Origin of the sequence: Streptomyces sp. NBC_00440 (genome assembly GCF_036014215.1) — a bacterium.
Taxonomy (GTDB): domain Bacteria; phylum Actinomycetota; class Actinomycetes; order Streptomycetales; family Streptomycetaceae; genus Streptomyces.
This window is the reverse complement of the sequence record NZ_CP107921.1, coordinates 1,561,931-1,578,723: the sequence shown is the minus strand read 5'-3', so window position 1 is coordinate 1,578,723 and position 16,793 is coordinate 1,561,931. Positions and strand designations below refer to the sequence as shown.

General features: G+C 72.0%; 15 protein-coding genes and 1 pseudogene. 6 read left to right on the top strand and 10 right to left on the bottom strand.

The features are described from left to right. Positions 1-76 precede the first annotated feature (76 nt). The 3 genes from OHB13_RS07115 (at position 77) to OHB13_RS07105 (ending at position 2,792) form a co-directional block, all read left to right on the top strand. Positions 77-1,204, top strand: a complete 1,128-nt coding sequence (locus tag OHB13_RS07115; RefSeq protein WP_266858253.1) for a mandelate racemase/muconate lactonizing enzyme family protein — start codon at positions 77-79, stop codon at positions 1,202-1,204. Continuing rightward, positions 1,201-1,632: a RidA family protein gene (locus tag OHB13_RS07110; protein WP_328376335.1), complete on the top strand. Its 432-nt coding sequence runs from the start codon at positions 1,201-1,203 to the stop codon at positions 1,630-1,632. Before OHB13_RS07115 ends, OHB13_RS07110 begins: the two co-directional genes overlap by 4 nt. 119 nt (positions 1,633-1,751) lie before the next feature. Beyond that, positions 1,752-2,792: an aminotransferase class V-fold PLP-dependent enzyme gene (locus OHB13_RS07105; RefSeq protein ID WP_328376333.1), complete on the top strand. Its 1,041-nt coding sequence runs from the start codon at positions 1,752-1,754 to the stop codon at positions 2,790-2,792. Between the two features lie 70 nt (positions 2,793-2,862). Here OHB13_RS07105 and thpD read toward each other — a convergent pair whose 3' ends face one another. From thpD to OHB13_RS07080, 5 genes are all read right to left on the bottom strand, one after another. Beyond that, on the bottom strand, positions 2,863-3,765 hold the full coding sequence (gene thpD, locus OHB13_RS07100) for an ectoine hydroxylase (RefSeq protein ID WP_266858259.1): 903 nt from the start codon (positions 3,763-3,765) through the stop codon (positions 2,863-2,865). A gap of 5 nt (positions 3,766-3,770) precedes the next feature. Then, the gene (locus OHB13_RS07095) at positions 3,771-4,169 is read right to left on the bottom strand and encodes an ectoine synthase (RefSeq protein WP_266858261.1); all 399 of its coding nucleotides are present in this window, start codon (positions 4,167-4,169) and stop codon (positions 3,771-3,773) included. Positions 4,170-4,216: 47 nt separating this feature from the next. Continuing rightward, entirely contained in the window at positions 4,217-5,485 is a 1,269-nt protein-coding gene (gene ectB, locus OHB13_RS07090; protein ID WP_266858263.1) for a diaminobutyrate--2-oxoglutarate transaminase, read from the bottom strand. Positions 5,486-5,514: 29 nt separating this feature from the next. Next, positions 5,515-6,045 (bottom strand): diaminobutyrate acetyltransferase, encoded by a 531-nt coding sequence (ectA, locus tag OHB13_RS07085; RefSeq protein ID WP_328376331.1) that lies wholly within the window; start codon positions 6,043-6,045, stop codon positions 5,515-5,517. A gap of 397 nt (positions 6,046-6,442) precedes the next feature. Continuing rightward, positions 6,443-7,579: a pyridoxal-phosphate-dependent aminotransferase family protein gene (locus OHB13_RS07080; protein ID WP_328376329.1), complete on the bottom strand. Its 1,137-nt coding sequence runs from the start codon at positions 7,577-7,579 to the stop codon at positions 6,443-6,445. Between the two features lie 104 nt (positions 7,580-7,683). On the opposite strand from OHB13_RS07080, the gene OHB13_RS07075 reads away from it, so the two are divergent. Together OHB13_RS07075 and OHB13_RS07070 are read left to right on the top strand one after the other, a co-directional pair. After that, complete coding sequence (locus tag OHB13_RS07075; protein ID WP_328376328.1) at positions 7,684-8,769, top strand: amidohydrolase family protein; 1,086 nt, start codon at positions 7,684-7,686, stop codon at positions 8,767-8,769. 359 nt (positions 8,770-9,128) lie between these two features. After that, positions 9,129-10,088, top strand: a complete 960-nt coding sequence (locus OHB13_RS07070) for an SCO1860 family LAETG-anchored protein (RefSeq protein ID WP_328376326.1) — start codon at positions 9,129-9,131, stop codon at positions 10,086-10,088. A gap of 130 nt (positions 10,089-10,218) precedes the next feature. Here OHB13_RS07070 and cobC read toward each other — a convergent pair whose 3' ends face one another. Together cobC and OHB13_RS07060 are read right to left on the bottom strand one after the other, a co-directional pair. Then, a complete protein-coding gene (gene cobC / locus OHB13_RS07065; RefSeq protein ID WP_328376324.1) occupies positions 10,219-11,283 on the bottom strand; it encodes an Rv2231c family pyridoxal phosphate-dependent protein CobC in 1,065 nt (354 codons plus the stop codon). Between the two features lie 103 nt (positions 11,284-11,386). After that, positions 11,387-11,836 (bottom strand): annotated as a pseudogene (locus OHB13_RS07060) (cobalamin biosynthesis protein); the annotation flags it as partial. Between the two features lie 73 nt (positions 11,837-11,909). On the opposite strand from OHB13_RS07060, the gene OHB13_RS07055 reads away from it, so the two are divergent. Then, positions 11,910-12,632 (top strand): ZIP family metal transporter, encoded by a 723-nt coding sequence (locus OHB13_RS07055; RefSeq protein ID WP_164266110.1) that lies wholly within the window; start codon positions 11,910-11,912, stop codon positions 12,630-12,632. An 80-nt stretch (positions 12,633-12,712) separates the two neighbouring features. Here the strand turns inward: OHB13_RS07055 and OHB13_RS07050 are convergent, their stop codons facing one another. The 3 genes from OHB13_RS07050 to OHB13_RS07040 are packed head-to-tail and all read right to left on the bottom strand — an operon-like array spanning position 12,713 to position 16,793. Then, entirely contained in the window at positions 12,713-14,143 is a 1,431-nt protein-coding gene (locus tag OHB13_RS07050; RefSeq protein WP_328376321.1) for a cobyrinate a,c-diamide synthase, read from the bottom strand. Continuing rightward, positions 14,137-14,733: a cob(I)yrinic acid a,c-diamide adenosyltransferase gene (gene cobO, locus OHB13_RS07045; RefSeq protein ID WP_328376320.1), complete on the bottom strand. Its 597-nt coding sequence runs from the start codon at positions 14,731-14,733 to the stop codon at positions 14,137-14,139. The genes OHB13_RS07050 and cobO overlap by 7 nt, the downstream gene beginning before the upstream one ends. Beyond that, positions 14,733-16,793: a putative cobaltochelatase gene (locus tag OHB13_RS07040; RefSeq protein ID WP_328376318.1), complete on the bottom strand. Its 2,061-nt coding sequence runs from the start codon at positions 16,791-16,793 to the stop codon at positions 14,733-14,735. The genes cobO and OHB13_RS07040 overlap by 1 nt, the downstream gene beginning before the upstream one ends.

Genomic DNA, 16,793 nt, shown 5'->3' with positions numbered 1-16,793 from the left:
CGATGCGAACCCGATGCGAGCCCTATGAGGGCCCGATGAGAACCCGATGAGGGCCCGATGCGAGAAAGAGAGAGCTGTGAAGATCACTGATGTCGACGTGTGGGTCGTGAACCTTCCGCTGGTGAATCCGTTCACCAGCTCGTTCGAGACCAAGACGGGCGAGACCCGCACGGTGGTGCGGATCCGTACCGACACGGGTGTCGACGGCTGGGGCGAGACGATGTGGGGCCGGCCGGTCGCGGCGATCGTCAAAGCGCTCGCGGCGGACCTGATCGGTACCAGCCCGTTCGCCCTGGAGAGCTTCCACCGCAAACAGCACATGGTGCCGTTCTTCCACGGCTACCTGGGATACGCGGCAATCGCCGCCCTGGACGTGGCCTGCTGGGACGCGATGGGCAAGGCCACCGGGCAGTCCGTCACCGACCTGCTGGGCGGCCCGGTACGCGACGAGGTCCCCATCACCGCACTGGTGACCCGCGCCGACGCGCCCGGAGTGGGCGCGGACGGGCTGCCGAAGGCGCTCGCCGAGCACACCGCACGGGTGGTGGCCGAAGGCGGCTTCGACGCGGTCAAGCTCAAAGGCACCAGGGACGTCGCCGGTGACGTCGCCATCCTGCGGGCCGTCCGCGAGGCCCTGCCCCGGGTGAATCTGCGGGTCGACCCGAACGCGGCCTGGTCGGTCCCCGACTCGGTGCGCGCCGGGATCGCCCTGGAGGAACTGGACCTGGAGTACCTGGAGGACCCCTGCGTCGGCATCGAGGGCATGAGCCAGGTGCACGCCAAGGTCCGGATCCCGCTCTGCACCAATATGTGCGTCGTCCGTTTCGAGGAGTTCGCCCCGGCGATACGCCTGAACGCCGTCGACGTGATCCACGGCGACGTCTACAAGTGGGGCGGCATCGCCGCGACCAAGGCGCTCGCGGCCCACTGCGAGACGTTCGGGCTCGGGATGAACCTGCACAGCGGCGGCGAGCTGGGCATCGCGACCGCGGCCCATCTGGCCGTCGTGTCCAGCACCCCGGTCCTGTCACGGGCGATCGACAGCATGTACTACCTGCACGCCGACGACATCATCGAGCCGCTGCACCTCGAAGGCGGCCGGCTGCGGGTGCCCACCGGACCCGGCCTGGGCGTCAGCGTGGACGAGGAGAAGCTGCGCCACTTCGCAGGGGTCAACGAGCGCGAAGGAGACCTGACCGGATGAGCCCGGCACCGGAAAACCACACAGACCAGCAGCCCGGACAGCGCAGCGGCGGCAAGCAGGCGGTGCACAGCGCGCACGCGCCACGCCCCGCCGGGGCCTACAGCCAGGGCGTGGTGGCCGGAGGATTCCTGTACACGGCGGGGTTCGGCCCGCAGGACCCGGCGACCGGGGAGGTACCCGGCACGGTCGGGGAGCAGACCGCCCAGGTGCTGCGCAACGTCCGGTCGGTCCTCGCCGAGTGCGGGCTGACCCTGGACGACGTCGTCAAGGTGACCGTCCATCTGGCCCGGCTCCACCGGGACTTCGCCGCATTCGACGCGGCGTACGGAGAGTTCTTCACGGCGCCGTACCCGGTGCGCACCACGGTGGGATCCGAGCTGATGGACATCCTGGTCGAGATCGATGTGGTGGCCTGTGCCGGTGAGTGAACACGGCCCGCACCGGGGGGAGAACCTGCGGGTCAGCGCCGTTCCATAAGGACCACTTGGAGGGCCCCGGCGCTGTCGCGCCATGGACGGTGCGCGGCCGGGGCCGCAGAGTGGAGCCCATGGAGACCTTGGCAGGCGCCGAGTTCGCGCCCGAGACGACATATCTGAACACCGCGAGCAGCGGTCTGCTCCCGGCCCGCACCGTTGCCGCGATCCACACCGCCGTGACGAGCGCGGCCGTGGGCAGGCAGGCCGACATGTTCGCCGATGTGGAGGCGTCCCGCGCCTCCTTCGCCCGGCTCGCCGGAGTCCCCGCCGCCCGTGTCGCGGCCGGGACTTCGGTCGCCGTCTACTGCGGGTTGATCGCCACCGCCCTCCCCGACGGGGCCGAAGTCCTGCTGGCCGAGGGCGACTTCAGCTCGCTGGTGAACCCCTTCGTCGTACGCGCCGGCCTCAAGGTGCGCTTCGCGCCGCTGGAGTCGATGGCCGAAGCGGTGCGCCCGGGCACCGCGCTCGTCGCGGTGAGCGCGGTGCAGTCGGCCGACGGCCGGATGGCCGACCTGGCGGCGATCCGGGCCGCGGCCCGTGCGCACGGCGCCCGCACACTGGTGGACGCGTCGCAGTCGGCGGGGTGGCTCCCGCTCGACGCCGCCGAGGACGACTACACCGTGGCCGTCGCCTACAAATGGCTGGCCTGCCCGCGCGGTATCGCGTTCCTGGTGGTCCCCGATGACCTGGGCGGGCTGGCGCCGGTGTTCGGCGGCTGGGTCGCGGGGGAGGAGCCCTGGAGCAGCTGCTACGGACCGGTGGCCGAACTCGCCCACTCCGCACGGCGGTTCGACGAGTCCCCGGGCCTCTTCTCGTACGCCGGAGCCCGGCACTCCCTGGCCCTGATCGAGGAGACCGGGCCGGCGGCGATCGGGCGCCACGACGTCGCGCTCGCCGACCGCTTCCGGGCCGGACTCGACCGGATCGGACAGCGCGCCGTCGCCGCTCCCGGCTCGGCGATCGTCGCGGCCCCGGGGCTCGGCCACCGCCGTGACGAGTTCGGCCGGGCGGGCATCGAACTCTCCGACCGCGCGGGCAACCTGCGCGCAGCCTTCCACCTCTACAACTCGGCCGCCGACGTCGACCGGCTCCTCGACGTGCTCTCCGGCTGAGCCCGGGAAGCACCGGCATACGCGGGAGGGGGACGGCACCCTGTGCCGTCCCCCTCCCGCGTACCTCAGATCACTTCACCGGAGTGAAGTCCCGCGCCCCGATGAAATCGGGCCGCCGGATCGGAGCCGAGAAGGGCTCCACCGCCGCGTTCTCCACGCTGTTGAACACGATGAAGACATTGCTGCGGGCGTACGGGGTGATGTTGTCACCCGAACCGTGCATGCAGTTGCAGTCGAACCAGGTGGCCGAGCCGGCCCGGCCCGTGAAGAGCCTGATGCCGTGGGCGTCCGCCATCCGCGTCAGCGCCTTGTCCGACGGGATGCCCGCGTCCTGCATCTGGAGCGACCGCTTGTAGTTGTCCTTCGGCGTCTCACCCGCGCACCCCAGGAAGTGCTGGTGCGAACCCGGCATGATCATCAAGCCGCCGTTGGTGTCGAAGTTCTCGGTCAGTGCGATCGAGACGGACACGGTCCGCATGTTCGCCAGACCGTCCTCGGCGTGCCACGTCTCGAAGTCCGAGTGCCAGTAGAAACCACTGGCTCCGAACCCCGGCTTGACGTTGATCCGGGACTGGTGGACATAGACGTCCGACCCCAGGATCTGCCGGGCCCGGTCCAACAGCCGCTCGTCCCGCACCAGTTGCGCGAAGACCTCGCTGAGCCTGTGTACCTCGAAGACCGACCGTACGTCCTGGGACTTCGGCTCGATGATGGAGCGCTCATCGGCGCGGACGTCCGGATCGGCGATCAGCCGGTCCAGTTCCGCGCGGTAGAGGGCCACCTCGTCGTCCGTGAGCAGATCGCCGACGGTGAGGAACCCGTCCCGCTCGAAGCCCTGGAGCTCCGGCTGCGCGATCGGGCCCGCCGCGCCGGGCTGCGACCAGACCACCGGGTCCTGGCGGGGGGTGGTCACTTCACTCGCGCCACGGGTGGGATAGAGGTCCGCCCGGATGTTGGACAGTACTTCGGTCATGGCTGTCAGGCCTCCTCGGTCAGCAGCGGGTAAACGCCGTTCTCATCGTGGTCCTCCCGTCCGGTGACCGGAGGGTTGAAGACGCAGACGCAGTGGAAGTCGGTCTTCGGGCGCAGAGTGTGCTTCTCGTGCCCGTTGAGCAGGTACATGGTGCCGGGCTCGATCCAGTGGACCTCGCCGGTGTCGTCGTTGGTGAGCTCGGCCTCGCCCTTGGTGCAGAGCACGGCCTCGATGTGGTTGGCGTACCACATCGATGTCTCGGTTCCCGCGTACAGGATGGTCTCGTGCAGGGAGAAGCCGACCTTCTCCTTGGCGAGGACGATGCGCTTGCTCTCCCAGGTCCCCGACTTCGACTTGATGTGGCGGTCGGTTCCCTCGACGTCCTTGAACGATCGGACAATCACTGTGACGTGAGCCTTTCTGTGTAGCCGGTGCGATGGTGCGTGGTGCGTCAGGCGGTCTCGCGGACGGAACGGGCCAGGATGCTCAGGCCCTCGTCCAGTTCTTCGGTGGAGACGGTCAGCGGCGGCAGCAGTTTGACGACCTCGCTCTCCGGGCCGGAGGTCTCGATCAGCAGCCCGAGGTCGAAGGCGCGGCGGGCGACGGCTGTGGCACGCGGCTTGTCCTCGAACTCGATGCCCCAGACGAGGCCACGGCCGCGGAAGCTCACGCCCGCTCCGTCATTCTCCTCGACGAGGGCCAGCAGCGCGCGCTCGACCTGCTCGCCGCGGGCCAGCGTCTGCTTCTCCATCTGGCCGTCGGACCAGTACGTCTCAAGGGTGGCGGTGGCGGTGACGAACGCCGGGTTGTTGCCGCGGAAGGTGCCGTTGTGCTCGCCCGGCTCCCACACGTCGAGCTCGCCCTTGAAGAGGCAGAGCGACATGGGCAGCCCGTAGCCGCTGATGGACTTCGACAGCGTGACGATGTCGGGGGTGATGCCCGCTTCCTCGAAGGAGAAGAAGCCGCCGGTGCGGCCGCAGCCCATCTGGATGTCGTCGACGATCAGCAGCATGTCCTGGCGGTGGCAGAGGTCCTGGAGCGCGCGGAGCCACTCGGCGCGCGCCACGTTGATGCCGCCCTCGCCCTGGACCGTCTCGACGATCACGGCGGCCGGCTTGTTGAGACCGGAGCCCTGGTCCTCCAGCAGACGCTCGAACCAGAGGAAGTCCGGGATCTGGCCGTCGAAGTAGTTGTCGAACGGCATCGGTGTGCCGTGCACCAGCGGGATACCGGCGCCGGCCCGCTTGAAGGCGTTGCCGGTCACGGCCAGCGAGCCGAGCGACATGCCGTGGAAGGCGTTGGTGAACGAGACGACGGACTCGCGGCCCTTGACCTTGCGGGCCAGCTTCAGCGCCGACTCGACGGCGTTGGTGCCTGTCGGGCCCGGGAACATCACCTTGTACGGCAGGTCGCGCGGGCGCAGGATCACGTTCTGGAAGGACTCCAGGAAGGCGCGTTTCGCCGTAGTGGCCATGTCCAGGCCGTGGGTGATGCCGTCGCGCTCGATGTAGTCGATCAGCGCGCGTTTGAGCACCGGGTTGTTGTGGCCGTAGTTGAGTGATCCGGCTCCGGCGAAGAAGTCGAGGTAGGTGTGGCCGTCCTCGTCGTGGAGGTAACTGCCCTGGGCCCGGTCGAACACGGCCGGCCAGCTGCGGCAGTAACTGCGCACCTCCGACTCAAGGGTCTCGAAGACACTCAGGGCGGGCGGGGTGATGGTCACAGCAATCTCCTGGGGGTGAGGGATGTCAGTCAGGCCGAGACGGGGCTGATGCGGTACAGCACTTCCGGCTGGTGCGTCCCTTCGGGGAACAGTCCGCCGTCGAAGAGCACTTCACGTTCCACTGCCGCCCCGTGACGCTCTGCGAACGAGCGGAACAGGCGGTCGGACGCGGTGTTGTCCGGAGAAATGGTGGTTTCCAGCTCCCGGACCACTCCCCTGGCGGTCACCTTGGCGACCAGCCCGTCCAGCAGTACGCCGGCGAGGCCCTGGCCGCGGTATGTCTGGTCGACGGCGACCTGCCAGACGACGAGGGCTTCGGGACGGTCGGGGCGGACATATCCGGTGACGAAGCCGATGGGGGCACCGGCCGTGTCGCGCGCCACCACGGAGGTCGCTGCGAAGTCGCGACACCACAGCAGGTAGCTGTACGAGGAGTTGAGGTCCAGCACCTCGGAGTCGCGGGCGATACGCCAGATCGCGGCCCCGTCCTCCACTCGTGGGGTGTCTATCTCCTGGAATTCGCTACGGGCACGTACAAGGTCTTCTTGCGCGGCGGTCATGTAAAGGAAATTTACCCAGCAAATTCGAAAAATGCATTCTGGCGCAGGGTTGGCCAAAAGTTCAGTCCATGCTATCGCGCGGGCGCGGGTCGGCGCCTCTCCGGTCGCGAATATGGCTGATTTGTCCCGGAATTATCGGGCAAAGTGACCGTACTATGGGGTCGGTCACAGATGCGTAACCTTCGTGATGTGTGTCCGAAACCCGCTGATGGAACCTGTGGAAAATACTGCGTTTAGGGTCCGGGAAAGCGGGCAGAAGAAAAAAGTCGGCTGTACTGGTAAAAGCCGGAATTCTGCATTCTGCAATTCTTTGATTACGCGGGCCTGTGTGTGCGGGGGGCTGTGTACGGCCCGGCGCCGGGCCGTACACAGCCCCCCGCCGTACGGGGCCGGTGACTCAGCCCCGCTGCCAGGCCTCCGACACGGCGCCGCGTGCGGCCTCCAGATCGACAGCGGCCCCCGGACCACCCGAAGCGGGACCACCCGGTACGGCGTCGCTCAGCGCGGCACCCAGTGCCGCGAGCGAGGACTGCACCACGCCCTGGGCGGCGTCCGGGCCGTAGTGGTTGATCCGCACCATCTCCCCGGCCAGCGCCCCGCCGCCCGCGATCAGCGGCAGCGTGGGGTCGGCCGCCAGGGCCTTCGCGACCAGCTCCGACGCGTCGACCCCGGCCGGGGTCCGGAGCGTGGTGGCCACCGGGGCCGCGTCCCGTGCCTCGTGCACGAACGGCGCCAGTCCGCCACCCAGGGCGAGCGCCCCGGCCCGGGTTGCCGCGGCGGCCCGTGTGTGCCGGTCCATCACCGCTTCGGGGCCCTCCGACTCGATCCGCTCCAGACAGGCCCCCAGCGCCAGCATCTCCAGCTGGGCGGGCGCGTGCGGCAGCGCGGTGCGCCCCGCGTCGATCCAGCGCTCCTTCCAGTCCAGGAGCGACAGGTACGAGCGGCGCGGAGCCCGCGGGTTCTCCGCGAACCGCTGCCAGGCGCGCTCGCTCACGGAGACGGCCGACACCCCGGCGGGGCCGCCCATCGCCTTCTGCGCGCCGATCACGCAGAGATCCACCCCCCAGGCGTCCGGCAGCAGCGGCTCGGCGCCCACCGACGCGACCGCGTCCAGCATGAAGAGCGCGCCGTGCGCCCGTACCGCCTCACCGATCTCCGCGACCGGGTTGGTGTTGCCGGTCGCCGCCTCCGCGTGGACCAGGGACACGAAGTCGATCTCCGGGCGGGCGGCGAGCGCCTCGCGCACCTGGTCCGCTGTGACCGCGGTGTGGAACGGCACGGCCAGGTCGACCACGGTGACCCCGCAGTCGCGCAGCCAGTTGCCGAAGGTCTGGCCGTACGGCCCGGTGATCACATTGAGCGCGGTGGAGCCCGGCCTGGCGCCGGAGCGGATGCAGCCCTCCAGCGGCAGCAGCGCCTCCCCCTGCATGATCACGATGTCCTGCCGGGTGCCGAGCAGCGAGGCCGTCTGCCGCTCGATCGCGGCGAAGTGCGCGGGGGTGAGCGGGGCGAGGTCAAGGAAGGGGTGCGTCACTGTGGTGCTCTCTTCGCGAGTTCGTTCGGGCTGCCGGTCCGATGGTACTGAGCGGGATTCCGGGCCCCTGCCGCCCGGCGTGGCCCCGTCGTTAGGCTCGCCGCATGAGCGATCACACGGTGCTGCATGTGAAGGGGCGGGTGCTGGTCGGGCCCGACGACGTCAGGGACGAACTGTGGGTGGTCGGCGGGCGGATCACCTATGTACGCCCGGCCGCGGAGGCCGTCACCGTGCGGGGATGGGTACTGCCAGGGCTGGTCGACGCGCACTGCCACGTCGGGCTCGACGCGCACGGCGCGGTCGACGACGCGACCAGCGAGAAGCAGGCGGTCGGCGAGCGGGAGGCCGGGGCGCTGCTGCTGCGCGACGCGGGATCGCCCTCCGACACCCGCTGGATCGACGGCCGCGCCGACCTCCCGAAGATCATCCGGGCGGGCCGCCACATCGCGCGCACCCGCCGCTACATCCGGAACTACGCCCATGAGATCGAACCGGGGGACCTCGTCGAGTACGTCGCGAGGGAGGCCCGCAACGGCGACGGCTGGGTCAAACTCGTCGGCGACTGGATCGACCGGGACACCGGGGACCTCTCCGCCTGCTGGCCGCGCGGGGAGGTGGAGGCGGCGATCGCCGAGGCGCACCGGCTCGGGGCCAGGGTCACCGCGCACTGCTTCGCCGAGGACTCGCTGCGCGACCTCGTGGAGGCGGGGATCGACTGCATCGAGCACGCCACCGGGCTGACCGACGAGACCGTCCCGCTCTTCGCCGAGCGGGGGGTCGCGATCGTACCGACGCTGGTGAACATCGCGACCTTCCCGCAGCTCGCCGCGGGCGGCGACGCCAAGTACCCGCGCTGGTCCGCCCATATGAGGCGGCTGCACGAGCGCCGTTACGACACCGTCCGCTCCGCCTACGACGCGGGTGTGCCGGTCTACGTCGGCACGGACGCGGGCGGCTCGCTGCCGCACGGCCTGGTCGCCGAGGAGGCGGCGGAGCTGGTGAAGGCGGGCATCCCGGTGTCCGACGTGCTGTCGGCGGCATCCTGGGGCGCCCGGGAGTGGCTGCGCAGGCCGGGGCTCACCGAGGGCGCTCCGGCCGACCTCGTGGTGTACACGGAGGACCCGCGCGAGAACGTACGGGTGCTGGGTGCCCCGCACCGGGTGGTCCTCGAAGGCCGGGTGGTGGGGTGAGAGAACCACCCGGACCGCCAGGACCACTCGGTGCCGGGGTGGGTCGGCGTTCCGGAGGGTGCCTGGTTGACCGGGCGTGACGTGAGGGCGCCCGCACTCGTTGAGGCACCTGGTGTGCGCCCCACGGGGCCACCGGCGCACCACCTCGGGGTGGTGAAGCGAGGGGTTCAGGGGAACGCCCGTGCCTCAGGATTCGAATGCAGACGCGGAAACGCCACTTTGGAGTGAACTCACGTCAGGTTGCTGACCGTTCACCCACAGTGCGTAAAGATTCCGGTGTCTCGGTCGCCGGCGCACCCACGAAGTCCCCGTGAGCTGCGCCCCGGCGACGTCATGTCTCTTGTGGGGGTACCACCGCTTTGAACAGCAACACCTTCCGTATGCCCGCACGCCGTACGGCCGCCGTCTGTGTGGCCGCCGCGCTGACCGCGGGCCCCGCGGCGCTCCTCGCCGCGGCGCCCGCCCAGGCGGCCACCGGCAGTGACGGAAAGGCGAGCGCAGTCGTGCTCCGTACCGGGCTCGATGTCTCGCTGCTCAACAAGACCGTCGATGTGCCGCTGACGGTCGCGCTCAACGAGGTGCACGCCCCGGCCAGCGCGGACAGGACCGCGCTGACCGCGAAGCTGGACGGTGTCGACAAGGGCCGCCCGTTCAGCCTGCTGCGCGCCGATGTCGCCACCGCCCGGGCGACGGCCGACCGGCACAGGGCGCAGGGGTACGCCAACGTCGCCCGCGCGTCGGTCCATGTCCCCGGGCTGCCGCTGCTGTCGCTGATCGAGGTCGAGAAGGTCACGTCGAAGGCGGTCTGCGAGGCCGGTGAGCGGCCGCACGCCGAGTCGAACGTGCTCGGCCATGTGACCGTGCTCGGCAAGCGGATCACGCTCTCCGCCGGTGGCTCGACCCGGATCCATGTGCCCGCCGTCGGTGATGTCACGCTCGACCTCTCGAAGACCAGCACGACATCCCGTACGGCCGCCGCCACCGCGCTGCAGCTCAAGGTGTCGGTCAACCCGCTGAAGCTGAACGTCGCCGATGTCCAGGGCGAGGTCACCCTCGCGCAGGCGACCTGCGAGTCGCCGAAGGCCGCCCCGGCGGGCCACCAGGGCGGCGGCCGGCCGGCGGAGCCCACCCCCGCCACCGGGGTCGAGGAACAGACCGTGGCCCACCCGAAGCCGGCGGCCGCGCCGGAGAAGGAGCACCTCGCGGAGACCGGCGGCAGCTCCATGACGCCGTACATCGCGGGAGGCGCGGCGGCCCTGGTCCTGGCCGGCGGCGGCGCGCTCGCGGTGGCCCGTGGACGGAGCCGCAACAAGGCCTGACCGGTACGGGAGCCGGGCCGTACGACGGGGCTTACGAGAGCCGGCCGTACGAGCACGGGCCGTACGAGTGCCGGTCGTACGGGAGCCGGGGCCGCACCGGAGGGGGGTGCGGCCCCGGCCCGTCCGGACGTCAGCCGGAGATTCCGCTCAGCGCCTGGTCGAGCGCCTGCAGGAACCGGTTGGTCGTCGCACGGTCGCGCACCGCGAGCCGCAGCCACTCGGGCCCGAGCCCCGGAAAGGTGTCACCGCGGCGGGCCGCGAAGCCCAGCTGCCGCAGCCGCTCCCGCACCTCGTCGGCACGCTCCATCCGGACGAGCACGAACGGGCCCTCGGCCGCCTCGACCGCGCGTACCTCGTCGAACTCCGCGAGACCGGCCAGCAGATGGGCGCGGTCCGCGGCGATCGCGTGCGCGGCGAGCTCTGCCTCGGCCAGTGCGGGAGCCGCCGAGCACGCCTCGGCCGCGGCCAGCGCCGGGGTGGACACCGGCCACAACGGCTGTGCGCGCGCCAGCAGGTCCACCGTCTCCGGGTCGGCCAGCACATAGCCGATCCGCAGCCCCGCGAGACCCCAGGTCTTGGTGAGGCTGCGCAGGACGATCAGGCCCGGCACATCCGTACGGCCGGCGAGCGACTCGCGCTCGCCGGGCACCGCGTCCATGAACGCCTCGTCGACCACCAGCAGCCGCCCCGGCGCAGCCAGCGAGGTGAGCGTTCCGGCCGGGTGCAGTACGGACGTCGGGTTGGTCGGATTGCCCGCCACCACCAGGTCCGCCGCTTCGGGCACGGCCGCCGGATCCAGCCGGAAACCGTCCTCCGCACGCAGCAGCACGCGTCGTACCGTGTGCCCGGCGTCGCGCAGCGCCGCCTCCGGCTCGGTGAACTGCGGATGCACGACCACGGGTCTGCGCAGCGGAAGGGCGCGGGCGATCAGGACGAACGCCTCGGCGGCGCCGGCTGTCAGCAGGACCCGTTCGACCGGCAGCCCGTGCCGGGCGGCCACCGCGGCTCTGGCGGCCCGTCCGTCGGGGTACGCGGCCAGGCCGCCGAGCGACCCCGCTATGTGGTCCCTGAGCCAGGGCGGGGGAGTGCCCGCCCTGACATTGACCGCGAGGTCGGTGAGGCCGCCGGGACCGCAGTCCCGTACCTCCGCGTCGCCGTGGTGCCGCAGATCGTGGACGTCAGTGTGTGAGCGCATGACTGCCATGGTGGTGAAGGTGGTGCCCCTCGTCATCAGGGTGGAGGTGGGGCTGTTGTGGAAGTCCCGGATCCGCGACGGCGCCGCGCGGCGCCATCCGGTGCCCCGGGCCCGGTGGTGCCGGCGGTTCACGGCGTACGACGGCGCAGGTCGCCATCGCCGGGCGGCCGTGCGGCGCCGACTTCCGCTTCGGGACGAGCAGTTCGCCGCCGCCGGCGAGTGCGGCCGCCTCCGCGACCGACGGGGTGCCGACCGCGGCCCGTGACGTGTCCGACGGGTGGGGCACCTCGATCCGGGCGAGCGCGGCGGCGCCGTACGGACGCAGCGGCACCCCCAGCCGCACGGCGGCGGCGAGCAGCCCCGGCTCGCCGGCCCTGCTGTCCACGGTCGTCAGCTCGGCCACATCGAGCGGCGAAAGACCGGCGTCCCGCAGGGCGGCCACGACCAGCCCGATGACCTCGTCGGCACGGACCCCGCGGGAGGCCCCGACACCCACGACGAGGTCCGGCGCACGCTCCGGTGCTCCCACCGGGCCGGGTTCGACAGCGGTCATGGGCGCGGGTTCCTCTCCGGCGGATTCAGACGTTGACATGCGGGACCGGGGTGTCATGGGCTAGGCAGGGCCCATGGCGGTCTTCGTCGCGCTCGGCGCGTTCCTGATGACGCTGGTCGGTGGCTGGACGGCTCAGCGGGTCACCGACAAGCGCCATCTCGTGCTGGGTCTGGCCGGCGGACTGATGCTCGGCGTGGTCGGGCTCGACCTGCTGCCCGAGGCGCTGCGCGCGGCGGGCGGCGAGATCTTCGGTGTGCCCGCCGCGCTGCTGCTGTTCGTCGGCGGGTTCCTCGTCGCCCACCTGGTGGAGCGGCTGCTCGCGGTACGCCAGGCGGCGCACGGGGCGGCGGAGGAGCGGGTGCCCCAGGTCGGGCTGACGGCGGCGGCAGCGATGGTCGGCCACAGCCTGATGGACGGTGTCGCGATCGGCGCCGCCTTCCAGGTGGGCGACGGGATGGGCGCCGCCGTGGCCATCGCGGTGGTCACCCACGACTTCGCGGACGGCTTCAACACGTACACCCTGACCAGCCTGTACGGGAACGCACGCCGCAAGGCGATCGCCATGCTGGTCGCCGACGCGCTGGCGCCCGTGGTGGGTGCGGCGTCGACCCTGCTGTTCACCCTTCCGGAGCAGCCGCTCGGCTGCTATCTCGGCTTCTTCGGCGGTGTTCTGCTCTATCTCGCCGCCGCCGAGATCCTTCCCGAGGCCCACCACGAACACCCGGCCCGCTCCACGCTGCTGTGCACCGTGGCGGGGGTGGCGTTCATCTGGCTCGTGGTGGGCATCGCGGGCTGAGAGCCCCGCAACCCCGCGCACCGGCTCCCGAACCGGCCACCGCGGATTCTGGACCGGCCCCGGCCCCGCGACAGGCCTGTTCATCCCGCGCACCGGTCCACGAATCTGCGGGCGACCGCGGGCTGCGCGGCCCAGTGCGTGTGCAGATAGCTCGCGTGCACGCCCTGCTGGACGAAGCCCTCGACCCGGCGCTCCGGCTGGTGCACACCCCACGCGGGGGTGGCGCCCGCACCGGGCTCAAGGACCGTGCGGTGGAACTCGTGGGCGCGCAGCCGGGTCCCGGCCTGCGCCAGCGAGCTGTCCGACACGGCCACCGCGTCCCGGTAGCCGAGCGTCAGCCGCTCCGACATCCGGGCCTCCGCGTCCAGCACCCCGCACATCGGATGCCCGTCGAGCGAGCGCGACAGATACAGCAGTCCGGCGCACTCGGCGGCGACCGGTGCGCCGGACGCCGCCAGCTCCGCCACGGCCCCGCGCAGCGGCGCGTTGGCGGACAGCTCGGGCCCGTACACCTCGGGGAAGCCGCCGCCTATGACGAGCGCCCCGGTGCCCTCGGGGAGCCGCTCGTCGTGGAGCGGGTCGAAGCCGACGACATCGGCGCCCGCCGCGGTGAGCAGCTCGGTGTGCTCGGTGTACGAGAAGGAGAACGCGGCACCGCCCGCGACGGCGACGACCGGGCGCCCACGGCGGGCAGCCCCGCCGCCGGCTGCCGTGCCAGGACGCGCCGCCCCGCCGCCGGAGGCCCTAGCAGGATCGGCCGCCCCGCTGCCGGAGCCAGACGCAAGGGCCTCGTGCGGGTCCCATGCCCCTGCGTCCAGCGGCGGCGCGCTCCGCGCCAGTGCCAGCACCGCCTCCAGATCGCACCCGGCCCGCACCTGTTCCGCCATCGCCGCGACGGCGCCCACCGCGTCGGGCCGCCGCTCCGCCACCGGCACAAGCCCCAGATGCCGGGACGGGGTCTGCGCCTGCCCGGTACGCCGGAGCACTCCGAGCACCGGCACCCCCGACTCGTCCAGCGCCTCCCGGAGCAGCGCCTCGTGCCGGTCGGAGCCCACCTTGTTGAGGATCACCCCGCCGATCCGCACCCGGGGGTCCCAGGACGCGAACCCGTGCACCAGCGCGGCCACCGACCGGGACTGCGACGACGCGTCGACCACCAGCACCACCGGAGCCCGCAGCACCTTCGCGATCTGCGCGGTGGACGCCAGCTCGCCCTGCCCGGCCGCCCCGTCGTACAGACCCATCACGCCCTCGACGACCGCCAGATCCGCGCCGGCCGCACCGTGCGCGAAGAGCGGCCCGATCAGCTCCGTACCGCAGAGGTACGCGTCGAGATTGCGCCCGGGGCGGCCGGTCGCCAGCGCGTGGTACCCGGGGTCGATGTAGTCGGGTCCCACCTTGTGCGGCGACACGGCGAGGCCGCGCCCGGCGAACGCGGCCATCAGCCCGGTGGCGACCGTGGTCTTGCCGCTGCCCGAGGACGGCGCGGCGATGACGAGTCTGGCTACCACTCGATGCCCCTCTGCCCCTTCTGCCCCGCGTCCATCGGATGCTTGACCTTGGACATGTCGGTCACCAGGTCGGCGAAGTCGAGCAGCGGCTGCGGCGCGTTCCGCCCGGTGATCACCACATGCTGGGTGCCGGGCCGGTCCCGCAGCACCGAGACCACCTCATCGGTGTCCACCCACCCCCAGTGCATCGGGTACGCGAACTCGTCCAGCACGACCAGCCGGTAGCTCTCCGCCGCCAGATCGCGCTTGACCTGCTCCCAGCCCTCCCGGGCGGCTTCCTCGCTCGACTCGATGTCCCGCTGGACCCAGGACCAGCCCTCGCCCATCTTGTGCCAGGCGACCGTCCCGCCCTCACCGCTCTCCCCGAGCACCTTCAGGGCCCGCTCCTCGCCGACCTTCCACTTGGCGGACTTCACGAACTGGAACACCCCGATGGGCCAGCCCTGATTCCAGCCGCGCAGCGCGAGCCCGAAGGCCGCGGTCGACTTCCCCTTCCCGATGCCGGTGTGCACCATCGTCAGCGGCCGGTTGCGGCGCTGGCGAGTGGTGAGCCCGTCCTCGGGCACGGTGGTCGGCTGTCCCTGCGGCATTACGCTGCCTTCCTGGATGAAGTGCTCTGTACGTCCTTGACCAGCCCCGCGATGCTCTCGGCCCGCAGTTCGTCCAGCGTCACCGCGGTGCCGCCGAGCCGCTGCGCCAGCTCTCCGGCGAGCCCCAGCCTGACCGGACCCGTCTCGCAGTCCACGACGACCGACGCGACGCCCTCCGCCTCGTGCAGCCGGGCCGCGCGCGCGGCCAGCGCGACCGGATCGGGGCCGCCGGTGGCCCGGCCGTCGGTGACGACCACCAGCAGCGGCCGGCGCGACGGGTCCCGCATCCGCTCGACCCGCAGCACCTCATGGGCTTTCAGCAGCCCGGCGGCGACCGGGGTACGCCCGCCGGTCGGCAGTGTGTCGAGCCGGGCCGCGGCGGCGTCCACCGACGAGGTCGGCGGCAGCGCGATCTCCGCGTCCTTCCCGCGGAAGGTCACCAGACCCACCTTGTCCCGCCGCTGGTACGCGTCGAGCAGCAGCGAGAGCACGGCGCCCTTCACCGCGCTCATCCGCCGCCTGGCCGCCATCGACCCGGAGGCGTCCACCACGAAGAGCACCAGATTGCCCTCGCGCCCCTCCCGGGTGGCCTGCCGCAGATCGTCCCTGCGGACCACGAGACCGCGGCCGGAGCGCCCGCGCGCCCGCTGGTGCGGCGCCGCGGCCTGGACCGTCGCCGCCAGATGCAGCTTGGTGAGCGCACCCTGCGGCCGGCGCGAACCGGTGGTGCGGCCGTGCTCGGTCCTGGCCCGGGAGCGGCGCCCCGCGGCGCCGTCGCCGAGCCCCGGCACGCTCAGCATCCGGGTACGGAACGGTTCGGCCGCCTTCGCCGCCGCCTGCTCCCCGCCCCCGCCCGGCGCGGCGGGTGCGCTCTCGCCGGGCTGCTGCTGTGCGGGCGTGTCGGACCCGTCGGCCGCGGGCTCCTGCTGCCGCGGCGTGTCGCCCGGTCCGCCGTCCCCGTCGCGCTGCGGCGGCAGCCCGCCACCGCCACCGCCGTCGGGCCCGTCCGGTCCGGGATCGTCATCGCCGCCGTCGTGTCCGTCGCCGTCCCCGGCGGACTCCCTCAGCGTGTCGTCGAGCTTGTCCTCGTCGAGCCCCGGCGCGTCGAACGGGTTGCGCCTGCGGCGGTGCGGCAGCGCGAGCAGCGCGGCCTGCCGTACGTCGTCGGCCGTCACATCCGGACGTCCCGCCCAGGCGGCCAGCGCGGTCGCGGTGCGCGCCATCACGATGTCCGCGCGCATCCCGTCCACCTCGAACGCGGCGCAGGTCGCGGCGATCTGCCGCAGCGCCGGATCGCCGAGACGCACGGAGGGCAGCAGCGCCCGCGCGGCCACGATGCGCGCCCGCAGCTCGCTCTCCTCGTCCGCCCAGCGGGCGGCGAACCCGGCAGGGTCGTCGTCGTACGCGAGCCTCCTGCGCACCACCTCGACCCGCTGGTCCGGGTCGCGCGACGCGGCGACCTCGACGGTCAGCCCGAAACGGTCCAGCAACTGCGGCCGCAGTTCGCCCTCTTCGGGGTTCATCGTCCCGACGAGCAGGAACCGCGCGGCGTGCCGTACGGAGACGCCCTCGCGCTCCACGTACGAGGCGCCCATGGCGGCGGCGTCGAGCAGCAGGTCCACCAAGTGGTCGTGCAGCAGGTTGACTTCGTCGACGTACAGGATCCCGCGGTGCGCGTCGGCGAGCAGCCCCGGCTCGAACGCCTTCACGCCGTCGGCCAGCGCGCGCTCGATGTCCAGCGCGCCGACCAGCCGGTCCTCCGAGGCGCCGACGGGCAGTTCGACCATGCGCGCGTCGCGCGACACGCCGTCGGTGGCCTCGTGCGGACCGTCAGGACACGCCGGGTCGGGTGCGCCGGGGTCGCACGAGAAGCGGCATCCGGAGACCACCGGGACCCCGGGCAGCAGCGCGGACAGGGCCCGCACCGCCGTGCTCTTCGCGGTCCCCTTCTCGCCGCGCACGAGTACGCCGCCGACAGCCGGGCTGACCGCGTTGAGCAGCAGCCCGAGGCGCAGGTCATCCATGCCCACGACAGCGGTGAACGGATAGGGCGTGCTCAC

Bases quoted from the DNA above. Each gene is read 5' to 3' on its own strand.
- thpD (WP_266858259.1), bottom strand. From the start codon at position 3,765: ATGACCGAAGTACTGTCCAACATCCGGGCGGACCTCTATCCCACCCGT.
- OHB13_RS07105 (WP_328376333.1), top strand. From the start codon at position 1,752: ATGGAGACCTTGGCAGGCGCCGAGTTCGCGCCCGAGACGACATATCTG.
- cobC (WP_328376324.1), bottom strand. From the start codon at position 11,283: ATGCGCTCACACACTGACGTCCACGATCTGCGGCACCACGGCGACGCG.
- cobO (WP_328376320.1), bottom strand. From the start codon at position 14,733: ATGCCGCAGGGACAGCCGACCACCGTGCCCGAGGACGGGCTCACCACT.
- OHB13_RS07075 (WP_328376328.1), top strand. From the start codon at position 7,684: ATGAGCGATCACACGGTGCTGCATGTGAAGGGGCGGGTGCTGGTCGGG.
- OHB13_RS07055 (WP_164266110.1), top strand. From the start codon at position 11,910: ATGGCGGTCTTCGTCGCGCTCGGCGCGTTCCTGATGACGCTGGTCGGT.
- ectA (WP_328376331.1), bottom strand. From the start codon at position 6,045: ATGACCGCCGCGCAAGAAGACCTTGTACGTGCCCGTAGCGAATTCCAG.
- OHB13_RS07110 (WP_328376335.1), top strand. From the start codon at position 1,201: ATGAGCCCGGCACCGGAAAACCACACAGACCAGCAGCCCGGACAGCGC.